The organism is Kitasatospora sp. NPDC030952 (genome assembly GCF_055571335.1).
Genome location: NZ_JBVIFM010000023.1, coordinates 131,438 through 147,607, shown reverse-complemented (window position 1 = coordinate 147,607; position 16,170 = coordinate 131,438). Strand labels below are relative to the sequence as shown.

The following is a 16,170-nucleotide window of genomic DNA, read 5'->3' as shown; positions in this document are numbered from 1 at the left end:
AGGGTGCAGCACAACGGGGGGTGCGGCCTCGCAAAGGTGAGCGCCGCGTTGGCCGACCTCTGGACCCGAGGACCGGGCGGTGCGACACGGGGGGGGCGGGGCCACGACCCCCGCCCCCGCCGTGTCGCACCGGCTCAGCACCTCGCATCGGCCGGCAGCCCCGCGTACTCGTCCCCCTTGAGGTAGACCGCGCTGGCCCACCCCTCGGTGAAGCCGATCCACACGTCGTTGGTGTAGCCGTGGTCCCGGACGGTCTCCCCGTGGGTCCAGCAGAGGGCGTCCGTACGGGTCTCCCCGGCCCGGATCCGGTCGAAGGCCCGGGAGGAGGTGTTCGGCGCGGTGCGGATGTTGACGGTCTCGTACGCCGTGACGCTGTACGGACCGAACGTGGGCGCGCCGTCGACGGGGGCCGTCACGGCTCCGGCCGTCGGGGCGGTGGCCAGCAGCACGGCCGCGGCGGCCACCATCACGGCGGCGGGCCCGGCGGCGGAGCGGCGGAGGAACGGGAAGCGGGACACGGCACTCTCCTCACACGGAACGGCTGACACGGAACGGCTGACACGGAACGCCTCCGCCGCGCGGCGGGACATCCGGGAGACGGCGGACGGGCCCGGCGGATATGAGCGCCCCTCCCTCCGGGCGGTGTGACGCACATCACCACGGCCCGCGCATACCGCCACGTCCCCGGCGCGGTCCCCCGGATGACACACCGCCGACCGAGGACGTGCACCGTGAACACGACCACCAGGACGCGACGCACCGCCGGCCGTACGCTGGCCGCCGTCGCCGCCTTCGCCCTCTCCGCCTCCCTGCCCGTGACGGCGTACGCCGCGACGGCCTCCCCCGCGACCTCCCCCGCCGCAGCCCCCGCCTCCGAGCAGGCCGCCTGCGACGTCCTCGCCCCGGGCGCGTCGGCCACCGCCGAGGCCGCCGTCCGCGCCGCGTGCGGCCAGCTCGGCGTCTGGTACAGCTGGGGCGGCGGCCACGGCGCCACGCCCGGCGCCACCTACGGTTACTACGACGGCGTCGACCCGGCCAGCCAGCACGACAACGAGCGGAAGGGCTTCGACTGCTCCGGGCTGACCCGGTACGCCTACGCCCAGGCCACCGGGAACGACCTGCTCAACGGCACGGCCGACGACCAGTTCCACACCTCGCACGCGTCGGCCAGGTTCTCCGCGACCCAGGGTTCGGCGCCCCTCCTCCCCGGCGACCTGATGTTCTGGGGCAGCGGCCACGTCCACCACGTCGCCGTCTACATAGGCGCCGGACAGATGGTGGAGGCCTACCAGTCGGGCACCCACATCCGGGTCACGCCGGTGCGCACCGGCGGCGACTACGCGGGGGCCGTCCGGATCGACGGCTCCGGCACGGTGCCGCCCCCGCCCGCCAACGGCGGCACCACCTTCGAGACCTGGGGCACCGGCGTGCGCACCCACTCCTCCCCCAGCGTCGGCGCGTCCGTCGTGGACACCTTCCCCGGTCCCGGCCAGGTGTCGGTGATGTGCCAGGAGCACGCCGAGACGGTCACCGCGGAGGGCTACACCAACGACATCTGGTCCCGGCTGTCCGACGGCTCCTGGCTGACGAACATCTACATCAAGGGCCCGGCGTCGCTGCCGGGCGTCCCGGACTGCGGCGGCACCTCCACCCCGCCGCCGAGCGGCGGCAGCAAGGCGTTCCAGACCTGGGGCACCGGAGTGCGCACCCACTCCGAGGCCAACGTGAACGCCGGCGTCGTGGACTACTTCCCGCAGCCGACCACCGTCAACGTGGTCTGCCAGGCCCACGCCCAGACGGTGACCGCCGAGGGCTACACCAACGACGCCTGGTCCCGCCTCACCGACGGCTCATGGATGACCAACATCTACATCAAGGGCCCGGACTGGCTGCCCGGCGTCCCCACCTGCTGAGTTCCCACCTGCTCACTCTCCACCTGCCGAGTCCGGCCGCCCCTGGGGGCGCCTCGCGGCGGGAGCCCCGGCCGGTCACCAGCCCGGCCGGGGCTCCGGCGCGACGGTGATCACGGGGTGGAAGCGGGCGAGCTCAGCCGGCTCGTCGACGGGGTCACCGTCGGCCTCGATCCACGCGTGGGCCCGGAACGGTGCCGTGCGGACGCCCGTGCGCCACGTCGGCCAGGCACCCCGCGTCCGGCACAACAACGCTGCGGCGATGGAGCGTTGGAGGCAGCCCTGACCGGCGCAGCGCATGCTCAGCGCGACCACGGCCTGCCGGGCGGCCAGCGCCTCGGCCCGGCTCGCGGGCCGAGCGCCGCACCGCAGGCCGAGCATCACCCGGCGGATCCGGGCCGGGGGGAGCCACTCGATCAGCCGGGCCGCACCGATCGCCGCGAGCGCGAGCGGCAGGCGGTACCAGGGCGGCAGGCCCCCCGGGCGGCGTGGGCGCGCAGGCTCATCCGGTGACCAGCCCGGCGGCGCGGAGGCTCTCGTGCAGCCGGTCGACGTCGGCGAGCGCCCGGTCGGCCGTGACGGGGAACCGGCTGCCGAGGTCGGCGGCGATCTCCTCGGCGGTCCGCCCGTTCAGCAGGGACCGCAGGATCCGCAGTCCGGTGCGGTTCAGCTGGAAGTAGCGGCCGGAGCGCTCGTCCAGCACCACGGCACCGTCGTCGGTGGGGGTGAGCGTCACATCCGGGCGCAATCGGACGGCCATTCGGACTCCTTCGACGGTGCTGGGCGAGCGGTGGTCGGGGCAACGGCACTCGGGCTGGTTCCGTGGGCGCGGAGCCAGTGCTCGGCGGCGATCGTCGCGTCCAGGGCCGCGTACGAGGTGCCGGTCGGGAACAGCCCGAGGCAGGCCCGCCGCAGTGCCTCGGCGTCGACCAGCCCGGCCCGGACCAGGGTGCTGTCCTCGACGAGCTCGGCGAGTCCGGCCCGGTGCCGGGCCAGCCCCTGGTGAGTGTCGACGGTGAAGTCCCCCTTGCCGGTGCGCCGGAGCAGGTCTGCCGGTACGTCCGGCGCGAGGGCCGCCGTGAGCAGCGGCTTGTATGCGAAGGGCGTCCCCCGCACGGTGGTCCCGGCCGCCAGGCAGGCGTCCAGCACCTCGTCGTCCAGGAACGGCACGCTGTACGGCACACCCGCGCGGGCGGTGATGTCGATCAGTTGCCGCACGGCCGCCGCGCTGTGCCGGACCGCGCTCAGCACCTGGTGCTGGCCGTGCTCCGGCGCCAGCGGTCCGGCCGCCGCGCCCCGGACGGCCAGCAGCTCGTCGCGGACGAGCTCCGCGGCCCGGGCGGTGGCCCAGGGCGGCAGCCGGGGTTCCGTGCCCCAGCCGAGCAGTTGGGTGCTCGGCGGATCGGGGTGGGTGAGGCGCTCGGCGGCGAGCGCCAGCCAGGCCGGGTACGGCCGGGGGTCGGCGAGGGCGCGCAGGGCGTCGGCCGACGTCCAGCGCAGCCGGGCCCGGTGTCCGCGCAGGTGGCGGGCGGCGGTGGCCGGGTGCCGTCGAAGGAGGGTGCGCAGGTAGGCCGGGAAGGTCTGGAGGACTTCGTCGCCGCCCTCGCCGCTCATCCGCAGCCGGGCCCCGCGGGCGGGCCAGAGCGGCAGCGCGTCGAGGGGATGGGGCAGCGGGTGGGCGAGCCGCAGCGCGAGCCGCTCGACGGACGGGGCGAGGCCGGCCGCGGCGGCCGGCACGTCCGCCCGGTCGGACAGCACGGGGACGCCGTCGACGTCGGCCAGGTGCAGTCGGCGGAGGCCGGACAGCGAGCCGCGCGCGGTCACGTTGCCGTGCACGGTGGTGAGGAGGTGGAAGCCGCCGGCCAGGTCTCGACCGAGGGCGAAGGCGTCCTGCGGGTCGCGAACGCGTTCGGCGTGGCGGCGCAGCCCGTCCGGGTCGGTGTCGCAGGTGCCGAGGACGGCCAGCACCACCGGTCCGGCCTGCGCGGTGACGAGTTCGTCGGCGGTCCAGTGGCCGAGGACCCAGGGCCGCCCGCTGGGGTGGTGCAGGGCGCGGCAACCCGCCGCGCCCCACACCGCGGCCACCGCGGACCCGGCTTCGGTGTCCGGCAGGACCACGAACCAGGTCCGCCGGTGACCGCTCACTGCTAGGCCGCCGGGGGCGCGGTGTACCAGCCGTGGACGTCCGACTGGTTGCCCCAGTCGACGCCCAGGGTGAGATCCGCGAAGTCACCGAGTTCGATCAGCATCGGGGGCTCGTACACGTCGGTCATGACGGTGTCCTCTCGTTCACGGGCGAATTGGACTGGACCACCGGCCGGTCACTCCACTGTTCCCCGCCACCTCCCGGCCGGACAAGCGCCGCCGGGGGCTTCGGTCGGAACCTTGCGGCGCCCGGCAGGGAGCACGGCCCGGCCCCGGGACTGCTGACCACCCGAGTGACGGGAGGCGAGGGCTGCGGGCGGAGGGAACGGATCCGGCCAAACCCTCACCCTCCTGGCCGCAGGTCCGCACCGCGCCCGCCCCGCCCCGGCTCAGCTCAGCTCAGTTCAACGAGGCCTCGGCCGGACCTCACCCCCACCCCCGCGGTGCCCGCAGAAGGCCTCCTCCGGGAAGCCGCCCTGCGCGATGAGCTACTCGACGGCCTGCGCCTGGTCGCCCCTGGAGGTCACGGACATCGCGACCTGCCGGTCCCCCGAGCTCCACAGCTGGGTGCTGAATCCCGGCATCCCGCCGTCATGCCCGTACACCGGCCCGCAGGACAGCTCCGGCCGCGCCAGCCCCAGGCCGTACGACAGCACCACGGGGCCGCCGTCGGCCTGCGCGGGGATGGTGGTCCGCATCTGCCGCATCAGCTCGGCTGACAGCAGGCGATCGCCCAGCGGGGCCTGCTCGAAGCGGTTCAGGTCGGACAGGGTGGATATCAGCTCCCCCGCCGAATTCGCCCAGGTCACGCTGGCCACCGTGACGTCCCGGTCGCTGCGGTCCTCCGGGGGCGGGCCCTCGGCGAGCGTCCAGTACCCGTGGGCGTGCGGGCCCCGGATGTCGGTGGCCGTGCCGGGGGAGTACGTCGCGGCCGTCCCGAGCGTCCGCAGGATGCGCGCCCGACTCCGGGTCCACAGCATCGCCGCCGGACTGATGCACCGTCATCTTCCACCGGGAGGACCGGTCGTACTCCCACCAACGTAGTCACTACGCCGAACGGGGGATCCGACCGGCCGCCGACGGGCTCCGCGCTCAGACCCCCGGCATCGGGCGGACCGGGTGCTTGCTCATGATCGAGACCCGGTTGAAGGAGTTGATGGTGATCGCCACCCAGACCGCCGCCGAGAGCTCCTCCTCGCTGAACACCTCCCGCGCCTGCCCGTAGGCGACCTCCTGCAGGGCCGCGTCCGCCGGGCTGGTGGTCGCCTCCGCCAGAGCCAGCGCCGCACGCTCCCGGGCGGTGAACAGTTCGGTGCCCCGCCAGGCAGGGAGCACGCCGAGGCGCTGGGTGGTCTCGCCCTCGCGCAGCGCGGCCCGGGTGTGAACGTGCAGGCAGTAGGCGCAGCCGTTGATCTGGGAGACCCGCAGGTTGACCAGCTCCACCAGCCGTCGGTCCAGCCCGGCCTCGGCCGCGACCTCCTTGGCCGCCTCGGCGGCGGCGAGCAGCGCCTTGTAGGCCTTGGGGCTCTGCTTGTCGATGAACACCCGCCGCTCCGCCGGAACCACCGTCACTTCACTCACCTGGACTCCTCGACTCCCACTGCGATCATTGGCTCACTGCCGTTCGCCACTCTGTCATGCATAATAGTTGAATCTAGAACTAACAAGTGATCGACGCCTCACCACCCACGTCGACACCGCACCGGGAGGGACCCCGCCGTGAGCACCGCCGAGACCGAGCCGCGCCCCACCGCCGCACCGCAGGACCAGCAGGACCCGTACGAGGCCCCGCCCGTCGAGGTGCTCTCCCCCCGGGACGTCCCACTCGGCGGACCGCGCGCGATGACCGTCCGCCGCACCCTGCCGCACAGCTCCCGCCGGCTGATCGGCGCCTGGTGCTTCGTCGACCACTACGGCCCCGACGACGTCGCCCGCACCGGCGGCATGGACGTCGCCCCGCACCCCCACACCGGCCTCCAGACCGTCAGCTGGCTCTTCACCGGCGAGATCGAGCACCGGGACAGCCTCGGCGTCCACGCCTACGTCCGCCCCGGCGAGCTCAACCTGATGACCTCCGGCCACGGCATCTGCCACTCCGAGGTCTCCACCCCCGCCACCACCGTGCTGCACGGCGTCCAGCTCTGGGTCGTCCTGCCCGACGAACACCGCCACACCGCACGGGACTTCCACCACCACGCCCCCGAGACCGTCATCCTCGACGGCGCCGAACTGCGCGTCTTCCTCGGCGCCCTGGCCGGCCACACCTCCCCCGTCCCCACCTTCACCCCGCTGCTCGGCGCCGAACTCACCCTCGCCCCGCACGCCACCGTCACCCTGGCCGTCGACCCCGCCTTCGAACACGGCGTCCTCGTCGACCACGGCGAGGTCCGCCTGGCCGGCACCGACCTCCACCCCGGCGACCTCGGCTACCTCGCCCCCGGCCCCACCACCCTGACCGTCACCAACACCGCCGACGCCCCCACCCGGCTCGTCCTCCTCGGCGGCACGCCCTTCGAGGAGCAGATCGTCATGTGGTGGAACTTCATCGGGCGGTCCCACGAAGACATCGCCCGAGCGCGCGAGGAGTGGATGAGCTCCACGAACCCCGCTCGCTTCGGCGAGGTCCAGGGCTACCCCGGCGACCGCCTTCCCGCCCCGGAGCTCCCGGGAATCCCCCTCAAGCCCCGCGGACGCACCCGCTGACCTGCGTGTCACGCAATCGGGGGGTGCGGTGGCCCGGGCCACGAGCGCTGCCCGGACCATCGAGCTGAAGGAACATCAGCGACTCGTCGAGCACATCGAGGAGGCATGACCGGCGCGGTCCAGGGGCGTCAGCCAGAAGCGTGGTCTGCCTCACATCAATACGTCTGCAATGAAACACAGCCGGGAGCGAGCATCGCGAACGCCACCTCCGCATGCCGCCAGCTCAAAACCAACACGGACTGATCCGCACACGGCCTCTGCGGACACAAGCAGGATCTTCGTCACCGACGCCATCATGAACGGCCTCCCACCGCACATCGCCCAAGTGATCTGCGGGCACAAGAACATCGATACAACGATGGGCTACAAGGCCGTCTACCCGGCCGAGACGATCGAGGCGCACCGGGCCTTCATCGCCCGCCGCCGGGCCACCCGGCCCAGCGAGGAATACCGGACTCCTACCGAGGAGGAGTGGGATGCTTTCCTCGCGCACTTCGAGAAGCGCAAGGTGTCCATCGGTACTTGCGGCCGCGCATTTTCCACCCCGTGTGTTCATGAGCACGCTTGTGTCAGATGTGCACTCCTCAGGCCGGACCCGGCCCAACGGGGCCGCCTTGAGGAGATCCGCGACAACCTCATCGCGCCCGCATCGCTGAAGCCGAACGCGAAGGCTGGCTCGGCGAGGTCGAAGGACTCCGGGTCAGCCTGGCCGGCGCCGAGGACAAACTCGCGCAGATCATGAGGAGCACGGCCAGGCCGTCAGTCGACCTCCCGGTCCCGAGGTTTCGGGAGGAGCCGTGAACGCGCCCGGGGTGGCGGTGCCTGCGTCGGTGGGACGAAGCGTCGAGACTTCGCTAGGAGGCGTCCATGGTCCTTCGCCGCCAAACTCCCTAGGCGAGCACCCATCGGGGCGGGTGTCCAGGGTCGGCCGGGCAGGTGAAAACGTGCAGGTCCCGGTCCCGGCCGAAGCGGAGCCGAGTGGGTTGGGCAACGGATTGGCCACCCCGGATCGATGCCTTGCCCCTCAGGGTCGGGTCACGGTCCTCCAGTGGCACCCAGCTGTGCGAGCCGGCGTCCATCTCGTAGCCCTCGGCCGTCAGCAGCAGCCGCATGGGGGTCGCGCAGGACGCGCAGTCGATGGCCATCGGGCCCGTCGACGCCCAGCTGGGGTAGCCACCGACGCGCCAGCCGGGAGGGATCGACAGGTCGTACTGGTAGCTGGGGGCGTCGGGGCCGTGTTCCGCTACCTGGCCGTCGTCCCACGCGTCAATGCGCGCGATCAGCGAGGCGGGCAGCGTGTCGTCCTCCGCCCAGGGATACGTGTCCACCTCTTCCGGGTGCAGGACACACGGCTCGGGGAGTTCGTGCTCCCACCGAAGCATGGGCACCTCGGGCGAAGCGGCGAGGAAGCGTTCCGCGTGCTCAGTCTGCCCGGCCTGTCGCCACCGCAGGCGGTAGCGGCGCTCCAAGTACGGGCCGTGGGTGGAAGGGCAGCGGAAGAGCTGAACCAGGTCCGCGCCGTCAGGCCCGCAGACAAGGCCCGGGATGTCACGGCGGAAGAACTGGGCCAGCCCCACGAAGGGCACCGGACCGTCCAGTCCGGGAGTACCCGCGGGGGGCCACGGCCGGCTCGGCGGCCAGACCTCTGCGGCGCGGGCACTGCGAATCTCCTCCGGTGCGTATCCCTCGGTCTCGCGCAGGTGCGGCTCGTGGCAGAGCGGCCATTGTTCGCCGTCCGGCCACAGCATCGGCCCGCCGACGTGACTGTCGCGCATGCCGGGCCGCCCCGGTCTGGGGTGCAACCGGGTAGTCCGGGCTCGGTAGGGGGCCAGCTCCGGGAATACGGCCTCCACGGACACCGGTCTGGTCGGCGTGGTCCTCGTCATGCGCAGACCGTACGCGGCCGAGCAAACGACGCGCGAGCGGATTGCCGCCCGTCCTCGCCCCCATCGACCTCAGCCCCGGGGGCGAGCGCCGCCCCGAACCGGTGCAGATCCTCTGTCACCACCCGTGCGCAGCCAGCGAACGACCGAACCTCGGCTGTCGCTCTCACCTCGTAGTTCAGAGAAGCCTGCATCCGCTGCCCGATGCTCAACGTCAACAAGACGCTCGGCCGGCTCAACGAACTCGAAACCGACCTCCTCACCCGCCGCGAACGCGCAGAAGCCGAAGGCTGGTTCGGGGAGATCGAAGGTCTGGACCTCACCCTTGCGCTCCTCCGCTCGGAGAGGGACGAAACGGAGCGATTCACTCGCGGGCCCGTCATCGACCTGGGCATTCCCGCGCCACGAACAACCCCATCCCCACCGAAACAGCTTGAATGCCGACATAGCCACGTTCGCCGCAAAGCGCTTTGCCCACTGGCCAGTTCATGTTCGTGAAGACAATCAAATCATGGGGTAGATCTGGAAGACTGCTGCCCGGCGCGAGCTGGCGTCAGGGCAGGGAACCTGAGGAGGGGGAGAGCTGCTGTGGAGCCGGTCCTCATCGTTTTGATCATCTTGGTGGCGCTCGTCATCAGGCCGTTGTTCAAAACGGTTTGCATCGTTCGGGAGGCCAGCGCCGCCATCGTGGAGCGCTTTGGGCGCTACAGCCGCACGCTGGACCCCGGCCTGAACTTCGTCATCCCGATCATCGACAAAGTTCGCTTCCGGGTTGACCTGCGTGAACAGGTCATGGCGGTTCCGCAGCAGCAGGTGGTCACGCAGGACAATCGACGCGTCGACATCGACATCATCGTCTCCTACCAGGTGTCCGATGCAAGGGCCGCCACCTACGGCGTGACCAGCTACGTCCAGGCAATCGAGCAGCTCACGGTAGCCACGATGCGCCGCACCATCGACGGCATGGACCTCGAACGGGCCCTGAACTCCCGGGAGGAGATCACCACGGACCTGCTCGCTGCGCTTGATCGGGACACCGCCCGCTGGGGCATCCGGGTCCACCGAGTCGAGTGCAAGATGGGCACACTGCCGACCCCCGTCCAGGATCCGACACCGCAGCAGGTTCGCGCTGACCGGTACGGGGGTCCCGTCGCCCCGACAGATGGTGATGGGGCGGCACCTGGTGCGCCGCAATCGCTCGTGCGGTCGGGCATCGTCCCCGGGCACCGTCCGCTGCGGCAGGATGATCCTCGCCGCATCGGCCGCTACCGGCTGACGGCGGTACTGGGGCAAGGCGGAATGGGCACGGTCTACCTCGGCCAGTCGCCGGGGCAGCGCCTGGTCGCGGTAAAGGTCATCCGGCGGGAGCTCGCCGAGGATACGACCTTCCGGAAACGCTTCGCCCGCGAGATCGAATCCGCAGGCCTCGTCGGCGGGTTCCACACCGCGTCAGTGGTCGACGCCGATCCCCACGGCGACCCGCCCTGGCTGGCCACCGAGTACATCCCCGGCCCATCACTGCACGAGGTCCTCAGCCAGCAAGGGGCCCTGCCCCCGAGGACCCTGCACACTCTCGCTGTCGGCGTCGCCGAAGCGCTTGAGCGCATCCACTCCCGCGGCATTGTCCACCGCGACCTCAAGCCAAGCAACGTCATCATCTCCGGCTCAGGGCCCCGCATCATCGACTTCGGCATCGCTCGCGCCCTCGACAGCATCGGACTCACCAGCACCAACTATGTCCTCGGCACGCAGGGGTTCCTCGCTCCGGAACAGCTCACAGGCGCGCCGATCACACATGCCACGGATCTCTACGCCTTCGGCATGGTGCTTTGCCATGCCGCCGGAGCCGCGCCGCTCCCGGACGGCGAATCCCTGGAGTCTGCCCTCAGCTTGTTACCCTCTCGGTTTGTCGATGTCATCACCGGGTGCCTCGACCACGATCCCAGCCGCCGTCCGACTGCGACCCAAGTACTCGAACTGCTATCCCCAAGCGACCAGTCGACAGGCGATTGGTTGCCGCTCCCAGTGCGCACGATGGTTGACCTATACAACTCTCCCGCCATCGCAGCACCTTGAAGCCCGCGCGCGTTCGATTGTGATCAGTCTGCGGATTCGCCCGCCCCGCGGGCTCTGATCCGCTAGACCGCCGTGCGCGACGCGAGTGCACCTGACGGACACCGTGTGGCATCGGAACCCAGGTGATCACCGGTGAGAGATCATGCGCCGCCGGACCGGCCCGCCGCATCACCCGATTGAGTGAAGTGCAGAGAAGCACCGTCTTGGACAACGTCAGTCCTCTCGCGCGCGAAGACCTCCTTGCCACCAGCGCGCACCTCGCCCACCCGCTCGCGACGCACGCGGTCGGGCGGTCGGCCCTTCCCTCAACGGCTCACGCCTGATCAGCCTGGCCGTACCAGGCGGGTGGCACGACGAGGGCCGGCCCGCGTAGCCGTACGGTGCTGAGCTGGTCGACAACATGCTGGTGGGTCCGGACGGCGGCGTCCGGACCCACCAGCCGCCTGCGCCACGCGTGAATACCCGCGGCCTACGCCTCATCGCCCCCGCCGACGTCGTTCAGCGTCTCGCCGAACCGCTCCAGCGCCTCCTGCGGCCCGCAGCCGAAGGCGCGGCCGATGTACTCCCAGGTCATCATGCTGCTGCGGGCCTTACGGCCGGCCAGCAGCGCGGTCGAACCGGCGGCCCGCTCGAACCGGGCGGCCGCACGGGCGGCGGCGTACGGCCTGCTCTCCGTCAGGTCGCAGATCCGGTCGACCAGCGCCGCGAGCAACTCCTCGACCTCGCGCGGCACCACGCCCTCGGCCAGGTCGACGTGCGCCTCCCAATCCGCGAACGGCCCGGTGGCCTCGCCCACCGCCTCGGTCGCCTCGTCATCGCCGAAGTCCAACAGGTGCAACCGCTCACCCCGCCAGCCGCAGCCGCAACCGCCGCGCACGGCGGCGGCCCGGGGACCGTCCGCGCCGTTGTAGAGCCACCAGGTGGTGCGCCCGTCCGGCAGCGGCGCCGGCTCACTGCCGTCCGGCAACACCGCAGCCGGGAAACCCCGGTGGCGCCTGCTCTCGTCAACCCATGGCATGCCGCATCCCTTGCGTCCGTGGAGTACCGCATCAGGGTTCTCGGCCTGTGACGCACTGTCAAGGCATCTTGACAACCGGTGCGATCCGCAGCTCAAGGCGGGGGCGCACGAGCCGCCGTGCGCCGGTCAGGGCGCTGGGGCGGATCGGTGAGCCGCTCGATCCAGGTGACTGTCCCATCCGCCATCGGCGTGGCGAAGTGCTGATCGCAACGGGTTCCCCTACCCCCGTGTTGGGCCCGGAGGTGGTCCACGGCTGGCCGTTCGCCCGGACGAATTGTGCTAGGGAGCCGGCGGGTGGATCGAGGCCGACTTCGACGGCCTCGGCCCGCTGTACCTGAGCCTGTTCCACCTGCTCCAGACGTACTCCGAGCACTCCGTCGACCTGGACGTCGGCATCCCGGCCCGCGGGCTGCACGGCGAGGCGTACCGGGGACACGTCTTCCGGGACGAGCTGTTCGTCCTGCGGCTGCTCAACCTGCGCTTCCCCGAACTGGCCCGCACCGCGCTCCGCTACCGCCACCGGCGCCTCGACGTCGCCTGCCGCCAGGCCCGGGAGGAACCGGTCCGCATCCGTCTACGCGGAACCGAGGCGACGATCCGCCCCGGCGAGACCCGACACTTCCACCTCTGACGCCCTCGGCTCCCACCTCTGACGCCCTCGGCTCCCACCTTTGACGCCCCCGGCGGCGGGTCCGGCTCTGGAAGTATCCGGCCGTGACCGACATGGACCAGAGTCCCCGCCACGCCCTGCTCCGCCGGGGATTCGCCCTCGAGTGCACGACGCTGGGCTGGGACGTGATCGGCATCGTGGTCCTCGCGGTCGCCGCGATCGACGCCCAATCGGTCGCGCTGGCCGGCTTCGGCCTGGACTCCCTGATCGAGATCGGCGCCTCGGCCGCCGTCACCGGCGCCCGGACCATCCCGGCCCCACCTGCTCCCAGGAGGCCTCCCAGCCCCGCGCCGCCCGCCGGTCCAGCGCGCGGCGGCGCAGCGCGCAGGCGCCCTCCGCGCCGAAGCCGAGCACGATCACCGTGCCGAGGCCGGCCAGGACGGCGTCCGTGACGATCATGCCGGTCGGCTTGGGCCGATAAGGTCTCCTCTCGGCTTGCGGGGTGAGAAGCCGGTCGGGCTAGCGCATGGGAGCAATCGTGGTCGTGGAAGCGGACGGGCCGTGCCCGGTGGTGGGGCTGTTGCCGACGGGCCCGGTCAATGACGTCGATCTGGCAGTGGCTGCGGCGCGGGAGCAGCTCGCGGCGGCCCCGCAGCGGCACGCCGAGATCAGCGCCATCCTGATCCACCTACTGGACCACGGCCCGGACCACCGCCCTACGGCGGCGAGAGCGATCACCGAGCTGGTTCCCGAGGCGCGTGGTCAGGCGGCGGCGCGGGTGCGCGGGTACCTGGTCGACCGGTCCAGCGACCCGGTCCTGACCCGTTATCCGGACTGGTACACCCCGGACCCGGACTATGAGGAGTTGGCGCTGCTGATCGCACTGGGGCTGCTGGACCCTGGGCAGGCCCCGGCCACCCGGGCCCCGTTCGCCGCCGCGCACATGCGGACGGTGCTGAACTTCGCCGCCGTCGGCTACGCGGGACTCGGCCCGGACTACGCCGCCGAGGCGCTGGCCCGCCTGGCCCAGTGCGCCACCGAGGGGTGGGAACAGGCCGGGCAGGCGGCGGCGACGATGGCGAAGCTGGGCGCCGAGCACCACCTGGCCGCATGCGAGGCGCTGGAGACCGTGGTGGCCGGCGGGGTTCCGGTCGGGCTGGTCACCCAGCCGTTGACGGCGCTGGCGCCGGAGGCGGTGCCGGTCGCGGTGCGCGTCGCGATCGCCTCCCTGATGCTGGAGCCCGCCGCCTACCTGTCAGCGACCAGCGGACCGGATCTGGCCGACGTGGTGCGCACGGCCGGGGAAGAGCCTGCCGCGCAGGTCGATGCGGCACTGTGGACGCTGGTGCGCGACGAATCACGTCAGATGAAGCTCCGCCTGGACGCCGCGGCGATGCTTCCGCCGCCGTCGCGGACTGCGGCGGAGACTCTGCTACTCGGCGCACCGCAGACCAGCGGGCAGGCCCCCGCGCCGCTGGTGGGTGCGGCGGTCGCCGAGGCGTGGCAGCGGATCGAGGCCGCGCTCGCCGACGTGGCGCCGGCGCTCCTCGGTGGGCTCGGTGCTCCCGCGAGCCGGCTGGACATCGACGTCGCCGAGGCGAAACTCGGCTACCGGCTGCCGGACGACTTCGCCGCCTCCCTGCTCATCCACCGCAGCATCGACATCCCCGGCGCCGACCGGGACAGCTGTGGCCACTTCGACGTCTCGCGGCTCCACGAACAGGTCGGTGGCGCGTTCGGCGACTGGGACGAGCAGTGGCGCGCGTGCGTTCCCCTGGCGTACGAAGGCGACGGCTCCCTGGTCGTGCTCGACCTCGACCCCGCACGCGTGCCGGGTCGGCTGATCTACTCCGACCAGGGGTGCGACCCAGACCCCGACCACATTCGCGCCGAGAACTGGCTGTCCGTCCTGGAGCGCTTCGCCACCCATCTGGAAGCCGGCTGGTACTCCCACCACGTCTGGGACGAGGCCAGGGGCCAAGGCGGGCTGGAGTGGAACGATCGACCGACGGGCGTTCCGGTGGCCCCTGCTTCGGCGCCGGGGGTGGAGGCGGACGGGGGCGCACCGCGCCGAGTCGGGCCCAGTGGTCATCCGACGTCAGTGGCAGAGGAATTCGACGACTCCGCCGAGAACCGGACCGGGGGTCTCCGTCTTGCGGGAGTCCGCGTGTTCCACGGCGACATCGTCGACGGGATCCAAGGGTCTTACGGCGATGAACCCACACCACTGCGGGTACACGGCGATAGGACGACGGGGTTCACGGACGTCGTCATCGAGCGGGACGACCCGCTGGTGGAGATCACCGGATTCCACGGGTCCTGGTTCGGCGCGAACTACATCCTGCAGTTGGCGCTCCGCACCCGTAGCGGCAGGATCCACGGTCCCTTCGGAACCATGTCGTACTCCGTGAATCGGGTTCCGTTCAGCCAGTGCGTCGGGGAGGGCGAGCGGGTGTCGGGGTCCTTCGGCACGATTTCCCTCGGGAACAACGGCGCCGCCCGGTACCTCGGCTCAATCGGGCTGATCGCCGAACCGGAGCAGGAAACGCGCGACGGGTCTGGAGCACCAGGGCCTGGCTGACCGCGCACCCGGTCGCGCCGGAGGACCGGTGGAGCGACTGGTCTCCACGTTCTCCGGCGGGATGGCCCGCCGACTGGAGATCGCCCGCGGCGGCTTCACCCGGGCCCTGCTCGGCTCGGTCGGCACGTGCTGCGCGCAGCACGCCACTGCTCGGTGGTCATCGTCCGCGCGCAGCGAGGCCGCCGGCGGGCAGGGCCGCTCGGGCGGCCCCGTCAGTCATCGGCCTCGCCGAGGACTTCCTCCACCGGGCGGCGGGGGCTGGCCGCACCGGGCGGCCCGTATCCGAGGCGCAGCACCAGCTGGACGTGGCCGGGCCCCTCGGCGGGGTCGCGCAGGCGCCAGCGGGTGTCGGGGATCTCGACGGCCTGGTGCAGGACGGAGGCGCGCAGGCCGTGGACGGTGGCGAGCAGCCAGACCCGCTCCATCGCCTGCCCGGTGCGCAGCCAGTCGGCCTGGTGGTCGAAGTGGGTGGCGAGGGTGGCGAGTTGGGGAAGGGCCTCGAAGCGTTCGGCCGGGGTGGTGTGGCGCGGCGGGTGGCCGGCGAAGCCGCGCATCGGGACGCGGGCGTCGCGGTCGTGCGAGCCGAGCGCGGCGAGCGGGATGCCGTCGCAGGAGGGTTCCAGGCGCAGCCAGTTGCGGGTTTCGGCCTCGCGGGTGACGTCGGCGGCGATGTGGGCCTCGGCCTCGGCGGTGAGGGCGAGCACCCGGCGTACGCCGTGCTCCTCCAGCATGGTGAGCGTGGCGCCTTCGTCCCGGGCTGCCGTGATGAGGTCGGCGACCAGCGCCTCGGGTACGTCCCGGTTGGTGAACGGCTGGCGGCTGGAGTGGCGCCCGGCGACGGCCGGGTAGAGGTCCGCGCCGAAGGGCCGCGGTGTGCGGGTGGGTGCGGACAGGTCGAGCACGGCGCGCGGCTGGGCGTCCTCGCCTCCCGGTAGGAGGTGGACGACGGCCTCGCGGCCGAGGTGGGCGGCGGCCACGCGCAGGTTGAACAGGGCGGCGCCGATCGAGATGTGCAGCGCCCTGCGGTCGGGGTCGGCGGCCGGGACGGCCCGGCGCAGGTCGGCGTGGACCTCCAGGCCGAGCAGGTCGGGCGTGGGGCGGAAGCGCCATGGCTGGCTGTTGTGCAGCGAGGGCGCCGCACCGCCGGCTTCGGCCAGCAGGCGGAGGTCCGCGGTGGTGAGGGCGGTTTCGGTGGTCATGGTGGTTCACTCCCTGCCGGCGGGGAGCGCCGGTGATTCGAGCAT

The 16,170-nt window shown here is 72.1% G+C and carries 17 protein-coding genes and 1 pseudogene; 7 read left to right on the top strand and 11 right to left on the bottom strand.

Translation table 11 applies throughout. The annotated features are described in order from the left end of the window. Window positions 1-134: 134 nt before the first annotated feature. Window positions 135-518, bottom strand: a complete 384-nt coding sequence (locus tag ACZ47G_RS31860; RefSeq protein WP_465748647.1) for an SH3 domain-containing protein — start codon at window positions 516-518, stop codon at window positions 135-137. A gap of 183 nt (window positions 519-701) precedes the next feature. Between ACZ47G_RS31860 and ACZ47G_RS31855 the strand changes: the two genes are divergently transcribed. Next, window positions 702-1,913: a C40 family peptidase gene (locus ACZ47G_RS31855; protein WP_465748645.1), complete on the top strand. Its 1,212-nt coding sequence runs from the start codon at window positions 702-704 to the stop codon at window positions 1,911-1,913. Window positions 1,914-1,988: 75 nt separating this feature from the next. On the opposite strand, the gene ACZ47G_RS31850 is transcribed toward ACZ47G_RS31855, so the two are convergent. The 6 genes from ACZ47G_RS31850 to ACZ47G_RS31825 all read right to left on the bottom strand — a co-directional run bounded on the left by ACZ47G_RS31850 (window position 1,989) and on the right by ACZ47G_RS31825 (window position 5,636). Further along, window positions 1,989-2,366: a lasso peptide biosynthesis B2 protein gene (locus tag ACZ47G_RS31850; protein WP_465748653.1), complete on the bottom strand. Its 378-nt coding sequence runs from the start codon at window positions 2,364-2,366 to the stop codon at window positions 1,989-1,991. Between the two features lie 46 nt (window positions 2,367-2,412). Beyond that, window positions 2,413-2,670, bottom strand: coding sequence for a lasso peptide biosynthesis PqqD family chaperone (locus ACZ47G_RS31845; RefSeq protein ID WP_465748643.1), 258 nt, complete (start codon window positions 2,668-2,670; stop codon window positions 2,413-2,415). Beyond that, complete coding sequence (locus tag ACZ47G_RS31840; protein WP_465748641.1) at window positions 2,643-4,055, bottom strand: asparagine synthase-related protein; 1,413 nt, start codon at window positions 4,053-4,055, stop codon at window positions 2,643-2,645. The genes ACZ47G_RS31845 and ACZ47G_RS31840 overlap by 28 nt, the downstream gene beginning before the upstream one ends. Window positions 4,056-4,057: 2 nt before the next feature. Then, complete coding sequence (locus ACZ47G_RS31835; RefSeq protein ID WP_465748639.1) at window positions 4,058-4,183, bottom strand: lasso RiPP family leader peptide-containing protein; 126 nt, start codon at window positions 4,181-4,183, stop codon at window positions 4,058-4,060. 360 nt (window positions 4,184-4,543) lie between these two features. Further along, window positions 4,544-5,035 (bottom strand): serine hydrolase, encoded by a 492-nt coding sequence (locus ACZ47G_RS31830; protein ID WP_465748637.1) that lies wholly within the window; start codon window positions 5,033-5,035, stop codon window positions 4,544-4,546. Between the two features lie 112 nt (window positions 5,036-5,147). Then, window positions 5,148-5,636, bottom strand: coding sequence for a carboxymuconolactone decarboxylase family protein (locus ACZ47G_RS31825; RefSeq protein ID WP_465748635.1), 489 nt, complete (start codon window positions 5,634-5,636; stop codon window positions 5,148-5,150). A gap of 138 nt (window positions 5,637-5,774) precedes the next feature. Here ACZ47G_RS31825 and ACZ47G_RS31820 point away from each other — a divergent pair, with 138 nt between their 5' ends. Together ACZ47G_RS31820 and ACZ47G_RS31815 are read left to right on the top strand one after the other, a co-directional pair. Then, window positions 5,775-6,758, top strand: coding sequence for a pirin family protein (locus ACZ47G_RS31820; protein WP_465748633.1), 984 nt, complete (start codon window positions 5,775-5,777; stop codon window positions 6,756-6,758). 295 nt (window positions 6,759-7,053) lie between these two features. After that, window positions 7,054-7,500, top strand: coding sequence for a hypothetical protein (locus ACZ47G_RS31815; RefSeq protein WP_465748631.1), 447 nt, complete (start codon window positions 7,054-7,056; stop codon window positions 7,498-7,500). Between the two features lie 148 nt (window positions 7,501-7,648). Here ACZ47G_RS31815 and ACZ47G_RS31810 read toward each other — a convergent pair whose 3' ends face one another. Beyond that, on the bottom strand, window positions 7,649-8,533 hold the full coding sequence (locus ACZ47G_RS31810) for a hypothetical protein (RefSeq protein ID WP_465748629.1): 885 nt from the start codon (window positions 8,531-8,533) through the stop codon (window positions 7,649-7,651). Between the two features lie 312 nt (window positions 8,534-8,845). Between ACZ47G_RS31810 and ACZ47G_RS31805 the strand changes: the two genes are divergently transcribed. Further along, window positions 8,846-9,139, top strand: coding sequence for a hypothetical protein (locus tag ACZ47G_RS31805; protein WP_465748628.1), 294 nt, complete (start codon window positions 8,846-8,848; stop codon window positions 9,137-9,139). Window positions 9,140-9,229: 90 nt separating this feature from the next. Further along, window positions 9,230-10,717 (top strand): protein kinase domain-containing protein, encoded by a 1,488-nt coding sequence (locus ACZ47G_RS31800; protein WP_465748627.1) that lies wholly within the window; start codon window positions 9,230-9,232, stop codon window positions 10,715-10,717. Between the two features lie 469 nt (window positions 10,718-11,186). Here ACZ47G_RS31800 and ACZ47G_RS31795 read toward each other — a convergent pair whose 3' ends face one another. Beyond that, window positions 11,187-11,735, bottom strand: a complete 549-nt coding sequence (locus ACZ47G_RS31795; RefSeq protein ID WP_465748625.1) for a hypothetical protein — start codon at window positions 11,733-11,735, stop codon at window positions 11,187-11,189. 328 nt (window positions 11,736-12,063) lie between these two features. Between ACZ47G_RS31795 and ACZ47G_RS31790 the strand changes: the two are divergent. After that, window positions 12,064-12,288: pseudogene (locus ACZ47G_RS31790) on the top strand (hypothetical protein); the annotation flags it as partial. Window positions 12,289-12,636: 348 nt separating this feature from the next. Here ACZ47G_RS31790 and ACZ47G_RS31785 read toward each other — a convergent pair. Then, a complete protein-coding gene (locus ACZ47G_RS31785; RefSeq protein WP_465748623.1) occupies window positions 12,637-12,804 on the bottom strand; it encodes a hypothetical protein in 168 nt (55 codons plus the stop codon). A 79-nt stretch (window positions 12,805-12,883) separates the two neighbouring features. On the opposite strand from ACZ47G_RS31785, the gene ACZ47G_RS31780 reads away from it, so the two are divergent. Further along, window positions 12,884-14,926, top strand: coding sequence for a jacalin-like lectin (locus tag ACZ47G_RS31780; protein ID WP_465748621.1), 2,043 nt, complete (start codon window positions 12,884-12,886; stop codon window positions 14,924-14,926). 212 nt (window positions 14,927-15,138) lie between these two features. Here the strand turns inward: ACZ47G_RS31780 and ACZ47G_RS31775 are convergent, their stop codons facing one another. Then, window positions 15,139-16,125 (bottom strand): Acg family FMN-binding oxidoreductase, encoded by a 987-nt coding sequence (locus tag ACZ47G_RS31775; RefSeq protein WP_465748619.1) that lies wholly within the window; start codon window positions 16,123-16,125, stop codon window positions 15,139-15,141. Window positions 16,126-16,170 lie beyond the last annotated feature (45 nt).

Coding starts and splice junctions, on each gene's coding strand:
- ACZ47G_RS31855 (WP_465748645.1), top strand. CDS start 702: ATGACACACCGCCGACCGAGGACGTGCACCGTGAACACGACCACCAGG.
- ACZ47G_RS31845 (WP_465748643.1), bottom strand. CDS start 2,670: ATGGCCGTCCGATTGCGCCCGGATGTGACGCTCACCCCCACCGACGAC.
- ACZ47G_RS31835 (WP_465748639.1), bottom strand. CDS start 4,183: ATGACCGACGTGTACGAGCCCCCGATGCTGATCGAACTCGGTGACTTC.
- ACZ47G_RS31830 (WP_465748637.1), bottom strand. CDS start 5,035: ATGCTGTGGACCCGGAGTCGGGCGCGCATCCTGCGGACGCTCGGGACG.
- ACZ47G_RS31815 (WP_465748631.1), top strand. CDS start 7,054: ATGAACGGCCTCCCACCGCACATCGCCCAAGTGATCTGCGGGCACAAG.
- ACZ47G_RS31810 (WP_465748629.1), bottom strand. CDS start 8,533: ATGCGCGACAGTCACGTCGGCGGGCCGATGCTGTGGCCGGACGGCGAA.
- ACZ47G_RS31805 (WP_465748628.1), top strand. CDS start 8,846: ATGCTCAACGTCAACAAGACGCTCGGCCGGCTCAACGAACTCGAAACC.
- ACZ47G_RS31795 (WP_465748625.1), bottom strand. CDS start 11,735: ATGCCATGGGTTGACGAGAGCAGGCGCCACCGGGGTTTCCCGGCTGCG.
- ACZ47G_RS31785 (WP_465748623.1), bottom strand. CDS start 12,804: ATGATCGTCACGGACGCCGTCCTGGCCGGCCTCGGCACGGTGATCGTG.
- ACZ47G_RS31775 (WP_465748619.1), bottom strand. CDS start 16,125: ATGACCACCGAAACCGCCCTCACCACCGCGGACCTCCGCCTGCTGGCC.